The organism is Bacteroides sp. An19 (assembly GCF_002160215.1).
Taxonomy (GTDB): Bacteria; Bacteroidota; Bacteroidia; order Bacteroidales; family Bacteroidaceae; genus Phocaeicola; species Phocaeicola intestinalis.
Map to the genome: position 1 here is coordinate 80,682 of NZ_NFKD01000003.1, position 17,250 is coordinate 97,931.

General features: G+C 48.3%; 11 protein-coding genes. 10 read left to right on the forward strand and 1 reads right to left on the reverse strand.

The window, feature by feature from the left end:
• The first annotated feature begins 31 nt into the window (after positions 1–31).
• The 10 genes from B5F25_RS02145 to ybaK all read left to right on the forward strand — a co-directional run bounded on the left by B5F25_RS02145 (position 32) and on the right by ybaK (position 16,071).
• Positions 32–613 carry a LemA family protein gene (locus B5F25_RS02145; protein ID WP_087210346.1) on the forward strand — a complete coding sequence of 194 codons (582 nt, stop codon included), beginning with the start codon at positions 32–34 and terminating at the stop codon, positions 611–613.
• A 9-nt stretch (positions 614–622) separates the two neighbouring features.
• Entirely contained in the window at positions 623–1,537 is a 915-nt protein-coding gene (locus tag B5F25_RS02150) for a TPM domain-containing protein (RefSeq protein ID WP_087247304.1), read from the forward strand.
• A gap of 79 nt (positions 1,538–1,616) precedes the next feature.
• A complete protein-coding gene (gene aroC, locus B5F25_RS02155) occupies positions 1,617–2,693 on the forward strand; it encodes a chorismate synthase (protein WP_087210349.1) in 1,077 nt (358 codons plus the stop codon).
• A gap of 84 nt (positions 2,694–2,777) precedes the next feature.
• A complete protein-coding gene (locus tag B5F25_RS02160; protein WP_087247357.1) occupies positions 2,778–4,145 on the forward strand; it encodes a dipeptidase in 1,368 nt (455 codons plus the stop codon).
• A gap of 325 nt (positions 4,146–4,470) precedes the next feature.
• The gene (locus B5F25_RS02165) at positions 4,471–5,904 is read left to right on the forward strand and encodes a calcineurin-like phosphoesterase family protein (RefSeq protein ID WP_087247306.1); all 1,434 of its coding nucleotides are present in this window, start codon (positions 4,471–4,473) and stop codon (positions 5,902–5,904) included.
• A gap of 54 nt (positions 5,905–5,958) precedes the next feature.
• Positions 5,959–9,222, forward strand: coding sequence for a TonB-dependent receptor (locus B5F25_RS02170; protein WP_087247308.1), 3,264 nt, complete (start codon positions 5,959–5,961; stop codon positions 9,220–9,222).
• Positions 9,223–9,255: 33 nt separating this feature from the next.
• Positions 9,256–11,058, forward strand: coding sequence for a RagB/SusD family nutrient uptake outer membrane protein (locus B5F25_RS02175; protein ID WP_087247310.1), 1,803 nt, complete (start codon positions 9,256–9,258; stop codon positions 11,056–11,058).
• Between the two features lie 340 nt (positions 11,059–11,398).
• Positions 11,399–12,184, forward strand: a complete 786-nt coding sequence (gene mazG, locus B5F25_RS02180) for a nucleoside triphosphate pyrophosphohydrolase (protein WP_087210364.1) — start codon at positions 11,399–11,401, stop codon at positions 12,182–12,184.
• A 364-nt stretch (positions 12,185–12,548) separates the two neighbouring features.
• Complete coding sequence (gene uvrA, locus B5F25_RS02185; RefSeq protein ID WP_087211390.1) at positions 12,549–15,401, forward strand: excinuclease ABC subunit UvrA; 2,853 nt, start codon at positions 12,549–12,551, stop codon at positions 15,399–15,401.
• Positions 15,402–15,597: 196 nt separating this feature from the next.
• Positions 15,598–16,071 carry a Cys-tRNA(Pro) deacylase gene (gene ybaK / locus B5F25_RS02190; RefSeq protein ID WP_013617433.1) on the forward strand — a complete coding sequence of 158 codons (474 nt, stop codon included), beginning with the start codon at positions 15,598–15,600 and terminating at the stop codon, positions 16,069–16,071.
• On the opposite strand, the gene B5F25_RS02195 is transcribed toward ybaK, so the two are convergent.
• A complete protein-coding gene (locus tag B5F25_RS02195; RefSeq protein WP_087247312.1) occupies positions 16,010–17,185 on the reverse strand; it encodes a glycerate kinase in 1,176 nt (391 codons plus the stop codon). The two genes, ybaK and B5F25_RS02195, sit on opposite strands and share 62 nt — an antisense overlap.
• Between the last annotated feature and the right edge of the window lie 65 nt (positions 17,186–17,250).

Here is a 17,250-nt window from a genome sequence, read left to right on the forward strand (position 1 = left end):
AATATGAATCAAAAAACAAAAAATGCATCTTATGAAAAAAACGTGGATTATCGTAATCGTGATTCTTGTCGTACTGATAGGTTACAGTGTTTCATCATACAACTCGATGGTGGCACAGGAAGAGGAAGTCGGGACGGCATGGAGCAACGTGGAAAATCAATACCAGCGGCGCTCTGACCTGATTCCTAACCTTGTAAGCACCGTCAAAGGATATGCCGCACATGAAAAAGAAACGTTTGATGCCGTAGTATCGGCACGTGCCAAGGCTACCCAAATGTCGGTTGACATCGATGACCTGACCCCTGAAAAGCTGGCTGCCTACCAACGTGCTCAAGGCGAGATAGGAAGTGCGCTGGGACGCCTGCTTGCCGTAACTGAAAATTATCCCGAACTGAAGGCGAACGAAAACTTCCAGACCCTTCAGGCTCAATTAGAAGGTACAGAGAACCGCATCAGCGTAGAGCGGCGTAAATTCAACGAAACAGCCCGTAAATTCAATACTACCATACGCCGGTTTCCCAAGAACATCTTTGCCAGCATGTTCGGATTCGAGAAACGTCCTTATTTTGAAGCAGAAGAAGGGAGTGAGAAAGCGCCCGAAGTAAAGTTTTAATTTCTGCGTATGAAAAAACTGTTTCTGCTCGGTTTCCTGTTTCTGTCTTTTGCCTTGGCAGAAGCGCAAAGCCGCATCTACAAAGTAGAAGACATCCCTTTGGTGCATCTGAAAGACGCACGCCGCTACGTGAGCAACCCCGATGGTATCTTAAGCCCTGCTGTAGTAAGTGCCATCGACTCTACTCTTTATGCCCTTGAGCATGAAACAGGAATACAAACCCTTGTGGTAGCTGTAGGGCAAATAGAAGGAGGAGACTGCTTTGACTTTGCTTACCGGCTGGGACGGGAAAACGGAATAGGACAAAAAGAGACAGACAACGGGTTGGTCGTCCTGCTCGTTACAGGCGAACGATGCATACAGTTTGCCACAGGATACGGAATCGAAGGCGACCTGCCTGACGCCACATGTAAGCAAATACAGGTGCGTTACATGAATCCCTACTTCAAGGATGGCAACTGGGATGCAGGTATGCTGGCAGGCATCCATGCCATACGCGCCCAACTGAACGGGACAGGCGAACCGCTTCAAGCTCCAGAAGACGATGATACTTTTCTTTTGTTCAGCATTTTCTTTTGCTGTTTTATCTTGGTACCTTTGTTCTTATGGCTGAATGCACGCCAGCGCAAACGCTGTCCGAAATGTCATAAACACACCCTCCGGCAAGTCTCTGTGCAGACCCTTTCGCGGACAGCAGGCTATCACACCGACGAAGTGACTTACGTATGCAGACATTGTGGAAACGTAGTGCGTAAACAGCGTCGTATACGTGATGACGATGATTTCCATCATCGTGGAGGAAATGGCTGGCCTTTCCTGGGTGGTCCGTTCTTCGGTGGAGGTGGACATAGCGGCGGAAGCTTCGGCGGCGGAAGCTTTGGAGGTGGAGATTTCGGAGGTGGAGGAGCCGGAAGTAAATTCTGACATGAAAAACCTAAGAACAGAAAAGAGACACAAGAGTTCACAGAAGCAGCCTCTAACGAACGAATAAACTTATCTACTTATGAGCAACATTTTTGGAAACATATTCAGACTGACCAGCTTTGGCGAATCGCACGGCAAAGCCATCGGTGGTGTCATTGACGGATTTCCCGCCGGTATTGCTATTGACGAAAACTTTGTGCAACAAGAATTAAACCGACGCCGACCGGGACAATCAACCATTACCACCGGCCGTAAAGAACCCGATGCCGTAGAGTTCCTTTCTGGTATTTACGAAGGTGTATCTACCGGGTGCCCCATCGGATTTGTCGTGTGGAACACCAACCAGCATTCTTCTGATTACGACAATATGAAGGACGTGTTCCGTCCTTCGCATGCCGACTTTACCTATTTCCAGAAGTACGGTGTGCGTGACCACCGTGGCGGAGGACGTTCTTCGGCACGTGAAACCATAGCACGGGTGGTAGCGGGAGCACTTGCTAAGCTAGCCCTTAAGGAAATAGGCATACGCATCACGGCATTCACCTCACAGGTAGGTACATTGAAACTGAATGAAGACTATACGCACTACGACCTGAACCTCACTGAAAGTAATCCTGTACGGTGTCCCGACCCCAAGCTGGCACAACAGATGGAAGAACTTATTTTCCGTACGAAAGGAGAAGGTGATACACTGGGAGGCGTGGTGACCTGTGTTATCCAGGGATGTCCTGCCGGATTGGGTGAACCTGTATTTGGGAAACTCCATGCAGCCCTTGGCAGTGCAATGTTAAGTATCAATGCTGCCAAAGGTTTCGAATACGGACAAGGATTCAGCAATATGGAATGGAAAGGCAGCCAGCAAAATGACCTGTTTTACAACCAAGACGGACACATAGCCCTGCGTACCAACCGCTCGGGGGGCATCCAGGGAGGTATCAGCAACGGTGAAGATATTTATTTCCGCGTTGCATTCAAACCTGTAGCCACTGTTCTGATGGAACAACCTACAGTAGACAAGAACGGAAATGAAACCATACTGAAAGCCCGTGGGCGTCACGACCCTTGCGTCTTGCCCCGTGCCGTTCCCATAGTAGAAGCGATGGCGGCAATGACCCTGCTTGATTACTACTTACTGAACAAAACTACCCGATTATGATAAAACCTCCACAGACGGCACCGAAATCAAATAGGCTTGATGTTATTTTCAGCTGTGCCATCTGTGATGAAAATACGCACAACCATGGAAATCAAACAATACATTCAAGAAAACGAAAAACGGTTCCTCGATGAACTGTTCAGCCTGATACGCATCCCCAGCATCAGTGCCCTGCCGGAACACAAAAAAGACATGCTTGCCTGTGCCGAACGCTGGCGCCAGCTCCTCCTTGAAGCAGGAGCCGATAAGGCAATGATTATGCCTTCGGCAGGCAACCCGTTGGTATATGCCGAAAAATGCATTGACCCTCAGGCTCCTACAGTGCTTGTTTATGCACATTATGACGTAATGCCTGCCGAACCACTCGAGCTATGGCAAAGCCAACCGTTTGAACCAGAGATACGCGAAGGACGTATTTGGGCACGTGGTGCCGATGACGACAAAGGACAGGCAATGATTCAAGTAAAGGCTTTCGAGTACCTCGTACGCGAAGGGTTACTTCGTCACAATGTGAAATTTATCTTCGAAGGCGAAGAAGAAATTGGCTCGCCCAGCCTGAATGCTTTCCTCAACGAACACCGCGAATTGCTCCGTGCCGATGTTACCCTGGTGTCGGATACCAGTATGCTGGGTGCAGACACTCCTTCGCTCACAACCGGTCTTCGGGGACTTGCTTATTGGGAAATCGAAGTGACTGGTCCTAACCGCGACCTGCATTCGGGACATTTCGGCGGAGCGGTGGCAAACCCCATCAATGTGCTATGCAATCTTCTTTCACAGATAACCGATGATGACGGACACATTGCCATCCCGCATTTCTATGATGATGTAGAGCCTGTTCCGGAAGCCGAGCGTCAAATGATAGCCAGCATTCCTTTTGATGAAGAAGCCTACAAGGCAGCCATCGGTGTACGTGCACTGAAAGGTGAGAAAGGTTATTCCACCCTTGAGCGGAACAGTTGCCGACCTTCGTTCGACATCTGTGGCATTTGGGGAGGTTATACCGGCGAAGGTTCGAAAACAGTTCTTCCATCAAAAGCATACGCTAAAGTGTCGTGCCGGCTTGTCCCTCACCAGAACCATGAAACCATCTCACGTCTATTTACCGACTACATCCATGCCATCGCCCCCGACTACGTACAGGTCAAAGTCACTCCGATGCATGGTGGCGAGGGTTATGTATGCCCTATCTCGCATCCAGCTTATCAGGCTGCCGAAAAAGGATTTACCCAGGCATTCGGTAAAAAGCCGCTGGCGGTACGACGTGGAGGGAGTATTCCCATTATCAGTGATTTCGAACGGATATTGGGTATCAAAACCATCTTGATGGGATTCGGGCTGGAAAGCGATGCCATCCATTCGCCCAACGAAAACTTCCGGCTTGACATCTTCCGCCGGGGTATTGAAGCTGTAGTAGGATTCCACTTGGAACTGCATCTCCAGAACATCTGACTACCAGGATACTGTTTTGAGTTTCTCTAAAAAGTTTTTCTTGGCTTGATGGTTAAAAGCTCCCTCGAACGAACATAAGTGATCGACCTGATTTACTTATGTGAAACGCCCGACTTACTTATGTGAAACGGTTCACTCACTTATGTTCATCAAAATGCATACTTGAATCCTTGTCATGGGTTCAGGTATGCATTTTTGTTTGTATTGGTTTTGTCTTTGTTCTCACATAGTAATGTCATTAAGGTGTAACTGATTTGAAATGCCACAGGTTTACTTTTGCTTTCGTAAACAAAACTAGATTAAATTTATAAAATCAAAAGTAAAGATGGATGGTAAATCTTTAATTATTAGTGCTTTCTTTTGTGGTATGTGCCTGGCTTCAGGTGCTCAGGAAGCAATGTTGCGTTTCAATGGGAAGGTGACAGACCAAAGCGGTAAGGGAATACCTGGTGTGGTGGTAAATGACGGTGTGCATTTTACCAAGACAGACAAGCTGGGAGCATGGGCATTGAATTCGGATACGACAATCAGTAAATTTGTAGCAATATCTACTCCGGCTGCGTATGTTTTGCCACAGCAGGACGGGTTGGCTACAGGACATTATATTGCGGTACGTGACTTGGCTCAAGCAGGCGGAAAGTATGATTTCGTATTGGAGAAGCGGAAGCAAGCAGACGGACGTTTCCATTATATAGCCATATCGGATCCTCAGGTGAAAAATGAAAAACAACTGAAGCGCTGGTGTCAGGAAACGGTACCCGATTTGAAAGAAGTTATCGATTCTTTAAAGCAGACGCGTGAAGTGGTTGCCATGACCTTGGGTGATTTGGTGTGGGACAACATGCCATTGTTCGATGAATATCAAGAGTCGGTAAAAAATACCGGTGCTGTTTTCTTCCAATGCATCGGAAACCACGATTTCGATAAGCAATACCAAGACCTTCACAATATGGCGATGGGCACTCCGGTATACGGTGAAAGGATATACGGAAGCTATTTCGGACCTACCGATTATTCGTTTAATATCGGTAAGGCGCACATTGTAACGATGAAAGACATCAACTATGTGGGTGGGAAGAATTATGTAGAAAGCCTTACAGGGCAGCAGTTGGAATGGCTGAAGAAGGATTTAAGTTATGTGCCCAAAGGAAGTCTGGTTATCTTGAACCTGCATGCGCCGGTATGGAATAAAGTGTCGCCGGGCGGAAATGTCCGTAACGCAGACGCTCTGAAAGAGGTGCTGAAAGATTATAAGGTGCATGTGTTCTCCGGCCATACGCATTTTTTCCAAAACAACGAAGTGACGCCTACGCTTTACGAGCACAATATCGGCGCAGCCTGTGGCGGCTGGTGGGCTGGCTGGGTAAACCAGTGTGGTGCGCCCAATGGCTATATGGTAGTAGATGTAGATGGCGATAATGTGAAATGGCATTACAAGGCAACGCGCCGCGATTTCGCTTATCAGTTCCGTATATATAATAAAGGAGAGTTTACGGCTCAAAGCAGTTTTGTGGTAGCCAATGTCTGGGACTGGGACAGTGCTTGCCGTGTGGTATGGTATCAGGATGGCAAGCCGATGGGGGATATGGAACAGTTTGTCGGTTCGGATGAAGAGCGTGCTTCGCAACTGAAAGACCGCAGCCAGGCTGAACCTACGGCTCACCTGTTCCGTGCCATGCCTTCCGATGGTGCCAGACAAATCAAAATAGAGTTTACCAACCGTTTCGGCGAAGTCTATACACAGACTATCAGCCTGTGACATCCTTGAAGGCTGTTATTTTTCGTGTAAATACACATTCTTAACCAATAAATAATGAGAACATTACAATCTGTAGTTTTGTTCCTGATACTGGTCTTGGCGGGAAGCAATGTGACGCTTTCTGCACAGAACCGGACCATATCGGGAAAAGTGTTGGATGCAAACGATGAACCTCTTATTGGGGTGACGGTTGCGGTTGAAAGTTCTACTATCGGAGCGATAACCGATGTGGATGGTACATTTTCGATTCAGGTGCCACAAGGAAAGGTCACTTTGAATGTATCGTATGTAGGTTTTGCCGCACAAAAAGTGACGGTGGCGCCCAATCAGAAAAGTGTTACGGTGCATCTGAGTGAGGATGCGGTTTTGTTGAATGAGACCGTGGTTGTGGGATATGGCAAGCAGAAGAAAGTAAATCTTACGGGAGCTGTATCTACGGTGAACGGAGATGAACTGGAACACCGCGTGACGACTTCGCTCAGCAATATGCTGCAAGGTACGGTGGCTGGTTTGAACGTAACCACTTCTTCGGGTGTACCGGGAAGCTCGGCTACTATCAATGTGCGTGGTGTGACTTCTATCAACGATGCCGAACCGCTGGTATTGATAGACGGTGCGGTAGGCGAGATAGACCGTATCAATCCCAACGATGTAGAATCAATCTCCGTAATTAAAGACGCATCGGCTGCCGCTATTTACGGTGCACGTGCAGCCTTTGGTGTGATTTTGGTGACTACCAAGTCCGGAGCTGCTAAAGACGGGAAAGCTACGGTGCATTATAGCGGACGTTTCGGCTGGCAGGCACCTACCACTTCTACCGACTACGAAACGACCGGTTATTGGTCGGTATATACTATCAACAAGTTCTGGCAAGCCAATTCGGGTACATTGTATGTCGATTATACAGACCAGGACATGCAGGAGTTGCTAGACCGTGTGAACGACAAGGCCGAGAACCCCGACCGCCCGTGGGTGGTAGAAGACGTACGTAACGGACGCCGCCAGTGGGTATATTATGGAAACCACGACTGGTGGCACGAATTGTACCGCGATAATCGTCCGATGCAGCAGCACAACCTTTCTGTCAGCGGCGGAAAAGACGATATCAAGTATTATTTGTCTGGCTCATTCGACAAGCAGACCGGTATCTTGCGCGAAAATCCGGATGTGTACCGGAAATACAACTTGCGCTCGAAGATTGACTTCCGGATTAATAAGTGGTTTACGATGTCGAACAATACGTCGTTCTACAGTTCGCAATACAGCTACTTGGGCGATGGCAGTGTAGAAAATACCTTGGCATACAGTGCCCGCCACGCTTTGGCTTGTTTTCCGCAGAAGAATCCCGATGGTTCGTGGTTGTATAGTACACCTTATCTGAATTATAAGGTGGCAAATGGCCGTCATATTCTGTTGGGCGAAGATTCACACCGCAATGTAGAGCGTGGTACAGACTTTTCGAATACCACTCGTTTGGTTTATTCTCCGATAAAGGAACTGAGCTTTACGGGCGATTTCACATACCGTTTGTATCAGACACGCAATACAAGCCGTTCCAATCCGATGTATTACCGTGAATATCCCGATGGCGAACTGCTTTCGTATGCTACCGGTGCCGGTGCCAACCGTTTGGATGAATCGGTGAATACGAGCAATTATTATTCGACGAACATCTTCGGTAATTATACCGATACGTTTAACGATGCGCATCATTTGACCGTAGTAGCCGGTATGAACTACGAAGCATGGAAGAGCAAAAACATTTCGGCATACGGTGAAAACCTGGTATCTGCCGACCTGGACGATTTGGACTTGGTAGGTCAGAATGCCGAGGGTGCTACCATTACCGGTGTAGGCGGCGGACAGAACGAGTACGCTTTGTTAGGTATCTTCGGCCGTATCAACTACGATTACAAGAGCCGTTACCTGTTCGAAGTGAGCGGGCGTTACGACGGTACTTCCCGTTTTGCGAAAGGCAACCGCTGGGGATTCTTTCCTTCGGCTTCTGTAGGATGGCGCATTTCGGAAGAGCCTTTCTTCCTGCCTGCACGCCGTTTGGTTGACAACTTGAAAATCAGGGCTTCTTTCGGTAGCCTGGGCAATCAGAATGTGTCTTCTTATTACACCTTCGCGCGTCTGGTATCTATCGCTAATTTGAATTATACGTTTGGTGAAGGAAGCGTATTGCCCAAATATTCTACGTTGGGTGCTCCGATTGCTTCGGACATGACATGGGAAACCGCCCAGCAATGGGACTTCGGTTTCGACTTGACGATGCTGGGCAACCGCTTGAACTTGACGGTAGACGGTTATATACGTGATACCCGCGATATGTTGACCGACGGTGTGGAACTGCCTTCTGTCTATGGAGCGAGTATGCCGGAGATGAATGCTGCCGACTTGCGTACGAAAGGATACGAAATCACCTTGAACTGGCATGACCAGTTGACGCTGGGAGGCAAACCGTTTGAGTACAGCATCGGGGTTAACCTGAGCGACTACAAGAGCATTGTTACGAAATATGATAATCAGGACAAGACTTTTGCCCGAGACTTTTATGAAGGTATGGAAATCGGTGAAATCTGGGGATTCGTGACCGACGGGCTTTTCCAAACCGATGAAGAAGCACAGGCATACGCCGACCAAGTAGACTTGACTTATGTATTGAATGGACAAACCGGAGGCTGGCAGGCAGGCGACGTGAAGTTTGTCGATTTGAATGGTGACAATAAGGTAAATATCGGAAGCAATAATGTGAATGCTCCGGGCGACCGTAAGATACTCGGTAATTCGTTGCCTTCGCTTTCTTACGGTATTACGGCAAGCGTGCGTTGGAACGGCATTGATGTATCGGCGTTCTTCCAGGGAACGGGCAATCATTATTGGTATCCCGACGGAGAATCCATGCCTTTCTGGGGAGCTTACTCTTATCCGTACCTGTCTTTCTTGCAGAAAGATTTCTTGAAAGACGTATGGTCAACAGATAATACAGATGCTTATTTCCCGCGTGCAATGGCTTATTCGGCATCAAGCGGTGTGCTGAGCAATGTAAACGACCGTTATTTACAGAATATACGTTACATGCGTTTCAAGAATCTGACCGTAGGTTATACCTTGCCGCAACAGTGGACGCAGAAAGCCGGCATTGAGTCGGTACGCGTATATTTTACGGGTGAAAACCTCTGCTATTGGTCTCCGTTGAAGAAACATTCGAAGTATGTCGACCCTGAAGGAGCTATCGACCGGAGCGGAGCTTACAACAATGCATTCTATCCGTGGCAGAAGTCATTCCTGTTCGGTATCGATGTCACTTTCTAACATGAATTTTTAAACAGAAGAGAAAAAACGATTATGAAAAATAGAAATATATTTATAGCCCTTGCATTGTTTGCCGGACTTTCCTCGTGTGACGACTGGATAGATAAAAGCCCTTTGAGTGATATAACGGAAGAAAATTATTTCAGGACAGAGACCGACCTGCAGCTTTTCAGCAACGGTTTTTATAACAGTATCCTGAATAAATCACCGTATGACGAGCAGAGCGATGTGTATGTACAGCAAGAACTTTCCGACGAGATGCTGGGCGGAGAAAACCGCATCGTTCCTGCCAGCGGAGGAGGATGGAGCTGGACGGCGTTGCGTAGTGTCAATACGCTGCTGGGCAATGTAGATAAATGTGAAGATGCGGAGGCGGCTGTGAAATATACGGCATTGGCGCGTTTCTTCCGTGCATACTTTTATTATGATAAGGTAAAGCGTTTCGGTGATGTGCCTTGGTATGACAAGGAATTGTTTTCGGATGACCCTGACCTGTATAAGGCACGTGATTCGCGTGAACTGGTGATGACCAATATGCTTGCCGACATCGACTATGCTATCGAGAACCTGCCCACCAAGGAAGAAGAGACCAGTAGTCCTTTCCGTGTAAACCGCTGGGCGGCACTGGCGTTGAAGTCCCGCTTCTGTCTGTACGAAGGTACATACCGGAAATATCATAACCTGACTTTGGAAGGTCATGATTATGCGTATTATCTGCAACAGGCGGCGGATGCGGCGGAAGAATTGATTAATAGCGGCGAATATCATTTGTATTCGACCGATAATCCGGAAGAAGACTATCTGATGCTTTTTGCCGAAGAAGATGCCAATCCCGATGAATACATCCTTGCCATCAAGTTCGATTACGGCATGAGCGTTTACCACAATGCGACGGCACATACGTTGGTGCCCACCCAAGGACGTCCGGGCCTGACCCGTAAGCTTGTCAATACGTATCTGATGAAAGACGGAACACGTTTTACCGACCGTGAAGGATGGGAAACCATGCCGTTTACCGAAGAAGTGAAAGACCGCGACCCGCGTCTGGCACAAAGCATCCGTACTCCGGGGTATCACCGTATCGGGCAGACAGACATCCTGGCTCCCGATTTGTCGGTTAGTGTAACAGGATACCAGCCGATAAAATATGTGCAAGACCCGACAGCTTCGGGCGGTCAGGTAGACCGTAACGACCGTTCTACCTGCGACCTTCCTGTATTCCGTCTGGCTGAAGTCATGCTGAATTTTGCTGAGGCTAAGGCAGAACTGGGAACATTGACGCAAGAAGACTTGGATAAGTCGGTGAATGAAATCCGTGACCGCGTAGGTATGCCGCATTTGGATATGGCTCAGGCTAATGCAAATCCCGATAGTTACCTGTCGTCTGCCGATTACGGCTATACCAATGTGACCGGAAGCAATCAAGGGGTTATCTTGGAAATCCGTCGCGAGCGTGCCATTGAGTTGACTCAGGAAGGTTTCCGTTTCGATGACTTGGTGCGCTGGAAAGCGGGTGCCTGCATCAACCAGTCTATTATGGGCATGTATTTCCCCGGTGCAGGCGAATACGACTTGAGCGGCGACGGTCAGATTGACGTGGTTTTGTATGATGAAGGCGATACCGAACCCGAAGTGCCCGATGCGCAGGTATATCAGATCGGGTCGGACATTATTCTGTCGGAAGGCGATCATGGGTATGTCGATTATCATCACGATATTGTACGCACGGCTTTCAATGAAGAGCGTGATTACCTGTATCCGATACCTATCAACGAACGGTCGCTGAATCCGAATCTGACTCAGAACCCGGGTTGGAACGACGGATTGTCTTTCTGATTCATGTCAATCGGGAGTTAAGGAGTTAAGAAGTTAAGAAGGAGTTAAGGAGTTAAGTCAATAGCTTTGTTGGTGGAAACATCAGTAAAAGTATTGGCTTAACTCCTTAACTCCTTCTAACTCCTTCTAACTCCTTCTAACTCCTTCTAACTCCTTCTAACTCCTTCTAACTCCTTAACTCCTTCTAACTCCTTAACTCCTTCTAACTCCTTAACTCCTTCTAACTCCTTAACTCCTTCTAACTCCTTAACTCCCCCTAATTCCCTCTGACTTTTTCAAATCCGCAATAGGTTTTTCCGAAGCTTTTCCTTACTTTTGCAGACGCTAAAATGATAGGAATATGCATACAAGAGAAGAAAAGATAGAAGCCTTCGGGCGGTTGCTCGATGTGCTTGACGAGTTGCGGGTAAAGTGCCCGTGGGACCGGAAACAGACCAACGAGAGTTTACGTCCCAACACGATAGAAGAAGTGTATGAGTTGTGCGACGCTCTGATGAAGGACGACAAGAAAAACATTTGCAAGGAATTGGGCGACGTGTTGCTTCACGTGGTGTTCTATGCCAAGATAGGAAGCGAGACGGGCGATTTCGACATCAAGGACGTGTGCGACCGCCTGTGCGACAAGCTGATATTCCGCCATCCACACGTATTCGGCGAAGTGAAGGCGGACACGGCAGAGCAGGTTTCCGAGAACTGGGAGCAAATCAAGTTGAAGGAAAAAGACGGGAACAAGTCTGTGTTGAGCGGAGTGCCCGAGGCATTGCCCTCACTGATAAAAGCATACCGCATTCAGGACAAGGCGCGTAACGTGGGATTTGATTGGGAAGACCGTACGCAGGTATGGGACAAGGTGAAGGAAGAAATCAGCGAGTTCGAATCGGAAGTAGCCACAATGGATAAGGAGAAGGCGGAAGCCGAGTTCGGCGACGTGATGTTCAGCCTTATCAATGCCGCACGTCTGTATAAAATCAATCCCGATAATGCTTTGGAGCGGACAAATCAGAAGTTTATCCGCCGGTTCAACTATTTGGAAGAACATACGCTGAAAGCCGGACGGAAACTGACGGATATGTCATTGGAAGAGATGGACGCTATTTGGGAAGAGGCGAAAAGGCAAGGGCTTTAGGTGATGTTTAAGAAGCTGTTTTGAATTTATCACCCAAAGCACACACGAAAACGGATACATCAAGCCAAGAAAAACTTTTTGGAGAAATTCAAAACAGCTTCTTAAAAGACTCTGTGTTCTGTGGTGAGAAAATGCACAATTTCATACCGCGCAAAGTATAATTGGCAAGATGCGGACATTTGTACAAATTCATACCGCTCATAGTATAAAATAAAAAACGATTATCAAAAAGTAATCTGAATTCCGCAACCATCTCATGTAGGAAGGTATGAAAAGCCTTGCGGCATTTGTTACTTTTTCTTTGCGGAGTATGGCAGTTCGGTAAGGTTTTTATATCTTTGCGAGGATATATCACCTGTTAAGTATGAAAGAAGAAAACCAAACGCTCAGTGTAGAGGGTGCCCGTGTGCACAACTTGAAGAATATAGATGTAGATATACCCCGCGACAGCCTGACGGTCATTACAGGTCTGAGTGGGAGCGGGAAGTCATCGTTGGCTTTTGACACTATCTTTGCCGAGGGACAACGTCGTTACATCGAAACCTTTTCGGCATATGCCCGCAATTTCCTGGGAGGAATGGAGCGGCCCGATGTGGATAAGATTACGGGGTTGAGTCCGGTGATCTCCATTGAGCAGAAAACCACGAATAAGAATCCTCGTTCTACCGTAGGTACCACTACCGAGATTTACGACTACTTGCGTTTGCTCTTTGCGCGTGCCGGAGTAGCCTATTCGTATTTGTCGGGCGAAAAGATGGTGAAGTATACCGAAGAACAGATTCTCGACCTTATCCGGCGCGACTATAAAGGAAAACGGATTTATATCCTGGCACCGTTGGTGCGTACTCGGAAGGGGCATTATAAAGAACTTTTCGAACAGGTGCGGAAGAAAGGCTACCTGTATGTGCGGGTCGACGGAGAGGTGAAGGAAATCGTGCATGGCATGAAGCTGGACCGTTATAAGAACCATGATATCGAGGTGGTTATCGATAAGACCGTGGTGACGGATAAAGAGGAAAAACGCTTGAAACAGAGCGTGGCTACGGCGATGCAGCAGGGTGACGGGCTGCTGATGATACTCGATGCGCAGACCGAAAACGTACGCCATTACAGCAAGCGGCTGATGTGTCCCGTCACGGGACTTTCGTACAAGGAGCCGGCTCCTCATAATTTCTCTTTCAATTCGCCTCAGGGTGCGTGCCCGCGTTGCAAGGGATTGGGTTACGTCAATCTGATAGATGTGGACAAAGTGATTCCAAACCGTTCCCTCTCGGTCTACGAAGGGGCGATTGCTCCCCTGGGAAAGTATAAGAACGGCATGATATTCTGGCAAATCGATGCCTTGCTCGAACGGTATGATGCAAATCTGAAGACGCCGGTCAACCAGTTGCCCGAGGATGCCATTAACGAGATATTGTACGGATGCGACGAACGTCTGAAGATAAAAGATTCCCTGATACATGCTTCGTCCGATTATTTTGTGACGTACGAGGGAATTGTCAAATATATCCAGCTGATGCAGGACCGTGATGCTTCGGCTACCGCACAGAAATGGGCGGACCAGTTTGCCAAGACCGATGTATGTCCCGAATGCAAGGGGGCGCGGCTGAATAAGGAGGCGTTGCATTTCCGCATTCACGATAAGAATATCTATCAATTGGCAACGATGGACATCAGCGAGCTGTATGCATGGCTGCAGCATGTGGAGCCTTTTCTGGAAGAGAAGCAGCGCCTGATTGCAGCGGAAATCTTGAAAGAAATCCGTACCCGCCTGAAGTTCCTGCTGGATGTGGGGTTGGATTACCTGTCGCTCAACCGTTCTTCGGTCAGCCTTTCGGGAGGCGAGAGCCAGCGCATCCGCCTTGCCACGCAGATAGGGTCGCAACTGGTAAACGTGTTGTATATTCTTGACGAGCCGAGCATCGGGCTTCACCAGCGCGACAATATCCGCCTGATAAATTCGTTGAAGGAATTGCGCGACTTGGGAAATACCGTCATTGTGGTGGAGCACGACAAGGACATGATGCTTGCGGCTGATTATGTTGTCGATATGGGACCAAAAGCCGGACGGCTGGGTGGGGAAGTGGTCTTCGCCGGAACCCCAGCTGAGATGCTGAAGACCAGTACGTTGACCTCGCAATACCTTAACGGGCAAATGAGAATCGAAGTGCCTGCCAAGCGTCGGGAAGGAAACGGGAAATCGCTTTGGATTCGGGGAGCGAGGGGAAACAACCTGAAGCATGTCGATGTGGAATTTCCGTTGGGCAAGCTGATTTGCGTGACCGGGGTTTCCGGAAGCGGCAAGTCTACGTTGATTAATGATACCTTGCAGCCCATTCTCTCGCAACATTTCTACCGCTCGTTGCAAGACCCGTTGCCTTACGATGCCGTCGAAGGGCTGGAATACATTGATAAGGTGGTTAATGTCGACCAGTCGCCGTTGGGGCGTACGCCGCGTTCCAATCCGGCTACCTATACGGGCGTGTTCAGCGATATCCGGAATCTCTTTGTAAGTCTTCCCGAAGCGAAGATGCGCGGATACAAGCCCGGACGCTTTTCGTTCAATGTGTCAGGAGGCAGGTGCGAGGCATGCGGAGGAAACGGTTACAAGACCATTGAGATGAATTTCTTGCCCGATGTGCTGGTGCCTTGTGAGGTGTGCCACGGCAAGCGGTACAACCGCGAGACTCTGGAGGTGCGTTTCAAAGGAAAGTCGATTGCCGATGTGCTGGATATGACCATCAACCGTGCGGTAGAGTTTTTCGAAAACGTGCCACAGATTCTGAATAAGATTAAGGTGTTGCAGGAAGTAGGGTTGGGCTATATCAAGCTGGGACAGCCCTCCACCACCTTGTCGGGAGGCGAGAGCCAGCGTGTGAAGCTCGCCACCGAACTTTCGAAACGCGATACAGGCAAGACCGTGTATATTCTGGACGAGCCGACCACAGGCTTGCACTTCGAAGACATCCGGGTACTGATGAACGTGCTGAACCGTCTGGTGGACAAGGGCAATACGGTGATTGTCATTGAGCATAACCTGGACGTCATTAAAATGGCGGATTATATCATTGATATGGGACCCGAAGGCGGAAGGGGAGGAGGCGAGGTGCTTTCTACCGGCACGCCCGAAGAAGTGGCACTGAGTCCGAAAGGTTATACGCCTAAGTTTTTGAAGGAAGAACTGAAGGTAAATGAAGAATTAAGAATGAAGAATTAAGAATGATACCATGTGCGGTATGAAATTGTGCATATTTTCACCACAGAGGCACACAGATTCTATTTTAATGTGCCAATGAATAATAGGGCAATGTGCTAATTTATTTTCACATTAGCATATTGTTTATTGACCTATTCTTCTGTGTTCCTTTATGGTACTTTGTGTCTTCTGTGGTGAGATTCAAACGAAATTGCTTATGAAAATCAACAAGACCAATGTGGCACGCTTGCTGGATAAGGCAAAAGTGCCTTACGAACTGATTCCTTACGAAGTGGACGAGAACGACTTGAGTGCCGTGCATGTGGCGGCATCGTTGGGAGAAGACATCGAATGTGTATTCAAGACCTTGGTGTTGCACGGCGATAAGAGCGGGTATTTTGTCTGTGTGATTCCCGGCGAGCATGAAGTCGACTTAAAATTAGCGGCAAAGGTTTCGGGTAATAAGAAGTGTGATTTGATACCTGTAAAGGAATTGCTTCCGCTTACGGGTTACATACGCGGTGGATGTTCGCCTATCGGGATGAAAAAGCATTTCCCGACGTATATTCATAAGACCTGCCTGGATTTTCCTTTTATTTATGTAAGTGCAGGTGTACGGGGGCTGCAAATCAAGCTTGCTCCTGATGACCTGATACGTGAGGCGCGGGCGGAAGTGGCTGCATTGTTTTGAATGCACATTGCGTAGCCTTGCGGATGTTTTCCCGTGCAATATCCGGTTGTATGGCTTGCTCAGGAGACAACGTGTCGGGTGAGATTTGGATGAGTTGGCAGAACCCCATCTTTTCCAATAAGTCGCGGTCTTCTGTCTTTCCTGCCAGCAGAAGGGTAGGGATGCCGGCTTTTGTCGCTCTTTTCAGTACTCCTGCAGGAACCTTTCCCTCGCAAGTCTGGCGGTCTGCCTTGCCTTCTCCGGTGATGACGAGGTCGGCATCTTTGATTTGTTCATCGAATCCTACGGTGTCCAACAGTAATTCGATACCCGATTGAAGCCGGCTTTTCATCAATACGTGGAAGGCTCCGCCAAGCCCTCCGGCAGCTCCCGCTCCCTTTACCTTATTTATATAGATGTGAAAATCCTGTTCGATGAGACGGGCGAGATGTTGCATCCCTTTGTCCAGCAGATGTATTTGTTCGTCGGTAGCTCCTTTTTGCCGGGCAAAGACATAGGCGGCTCCTTGTGGCCCGTAGAAAGGATTCTGTACATCGCAAGCTACGGTAAAACTTGTTTCCTTCAGAGCCGGGTGCAGGAGATCGAGGTCAATACGTGCGATGTGTTGCATGATTTTCCCTCCTTGTCCCAATTCGTTTCCTTCTTTATCGTAGAGCCGTGCACCGAGTGCCTGCATCATGCCCATGCCTGCATCGTTGGTGGCACTTCCTCCGATACCGATAATGAACCGTCGGAATCCCTTTTCCAAAGCCTCCTTTATCAGTTCTCCCGTACCGTATGTGCTGGTCTCCATCGGATTCCGTTCGGCGGGAGAGAGTGTGGTCAGGCCGTTTATTTCCGCCATTTCGATAACAGCGGTTTGTTGATTGCCCAGTATGCCGTAGCGTGTTGTACGCATTCGCATGAGTGGGTCGTGGGCGCGGGTATAAATGATTTGTCCTTGCATGGCATTTATCAGTGTGTCGAGCATACCTTCTCCTCCGTCAGCAATAGGGATGGCTACGGTTTGGCATTGAGGGTGGAGGCGATGTATTTCTTCTGCTACACATTGCTCCACTTCTTCTGATGTGAGACATCCTTTGAACGAATCGATAGCTAAAACAATCTTTTTCATAACGTATGGTGCTTATTCCTTTGCAAAAATAAGTAATTTTCATACCTTTGTCGGTGGAATAATGT

Excerpts from the sequence above, each read along its gene's own strand:
- B5F25_RS02145 (WP_087210346.1), top strand. The coding sequence starts at position 32 with ATGAAAAAAACGTGGATTATCGTAATCGTGATTCTTGTCGTACTGATA.
- B5F25_RS02150 (WP_087247304.1), top strand. The coding sequence starts at position 623 with ATGAAAAAACTGTTTCTGCTCGGTTTCCTGTTTCTGTCTTTTGCCTTG.
- aroC (WP_087210349.1), top strand. The coding sequence starts at position 1,617 with ATGAGCAACATTTTTGGAAACATATTCAGACTGACCAGCTTTGGCGAA.
- B5F25_RS02160 (WP_087247357.1), top strand. The coding sequence starts at position 2,778 with ATGGAAATCAAACAATACATTCAAGAAAACGAAAAACGGTTCCTCGAT.
- B5F25_RS02165 (WP_087247306.1), top strand. The coding sequence starts at position 4,471 with ATGGATGGTAAATCTTTAATTATTAGTGCTTTCTTTTGTGGTATGTGC.
- B5F25_RS02170 (WP_087247308.1), top strand. The coding sequence starts at position 5,959 with ATGAGAACATTACAATCTGTAGTTTTGTTCCTGATACTGGTCTTGGCG.
- B5F25_RS02175 (WP_087247310.1), top strand. The coding sequence starts at position 9,256 with ATGAAAAATAGAAATATATTTATAGCCCTTGCATTGTTTGCCGGACTT.
- mazG (WP_087210364.1), top strand. The coding sequence starts at position 11,399 with ATGCATACAAGAGAAGAAAAGATAGAAGCCTTCGGGCGGTTGCTCGAT.
- uvrA (WP_087211390.1), top strand. The coding sequence starts at position 12,549 with ATGAAAGAAGAAAACCAAACGCTCAGTGTAGAGGGTGCCCGTGTGCAC.
- ybaK (WP_013617433.1), top strand. The coding sequence starts at position 15,598 with ATGAAAATCAACAAGACCAATGTGGCACGCTTGCTGGATAAGGCAAAA.
- B5F25_RS02195 (WP_087247312.1), bottom strand. The coding sequence starts at position 17,185 with ATGAAAAAGATTGTTTTAGCTATCGATTCGTTCAAAGGATGTCTCACA.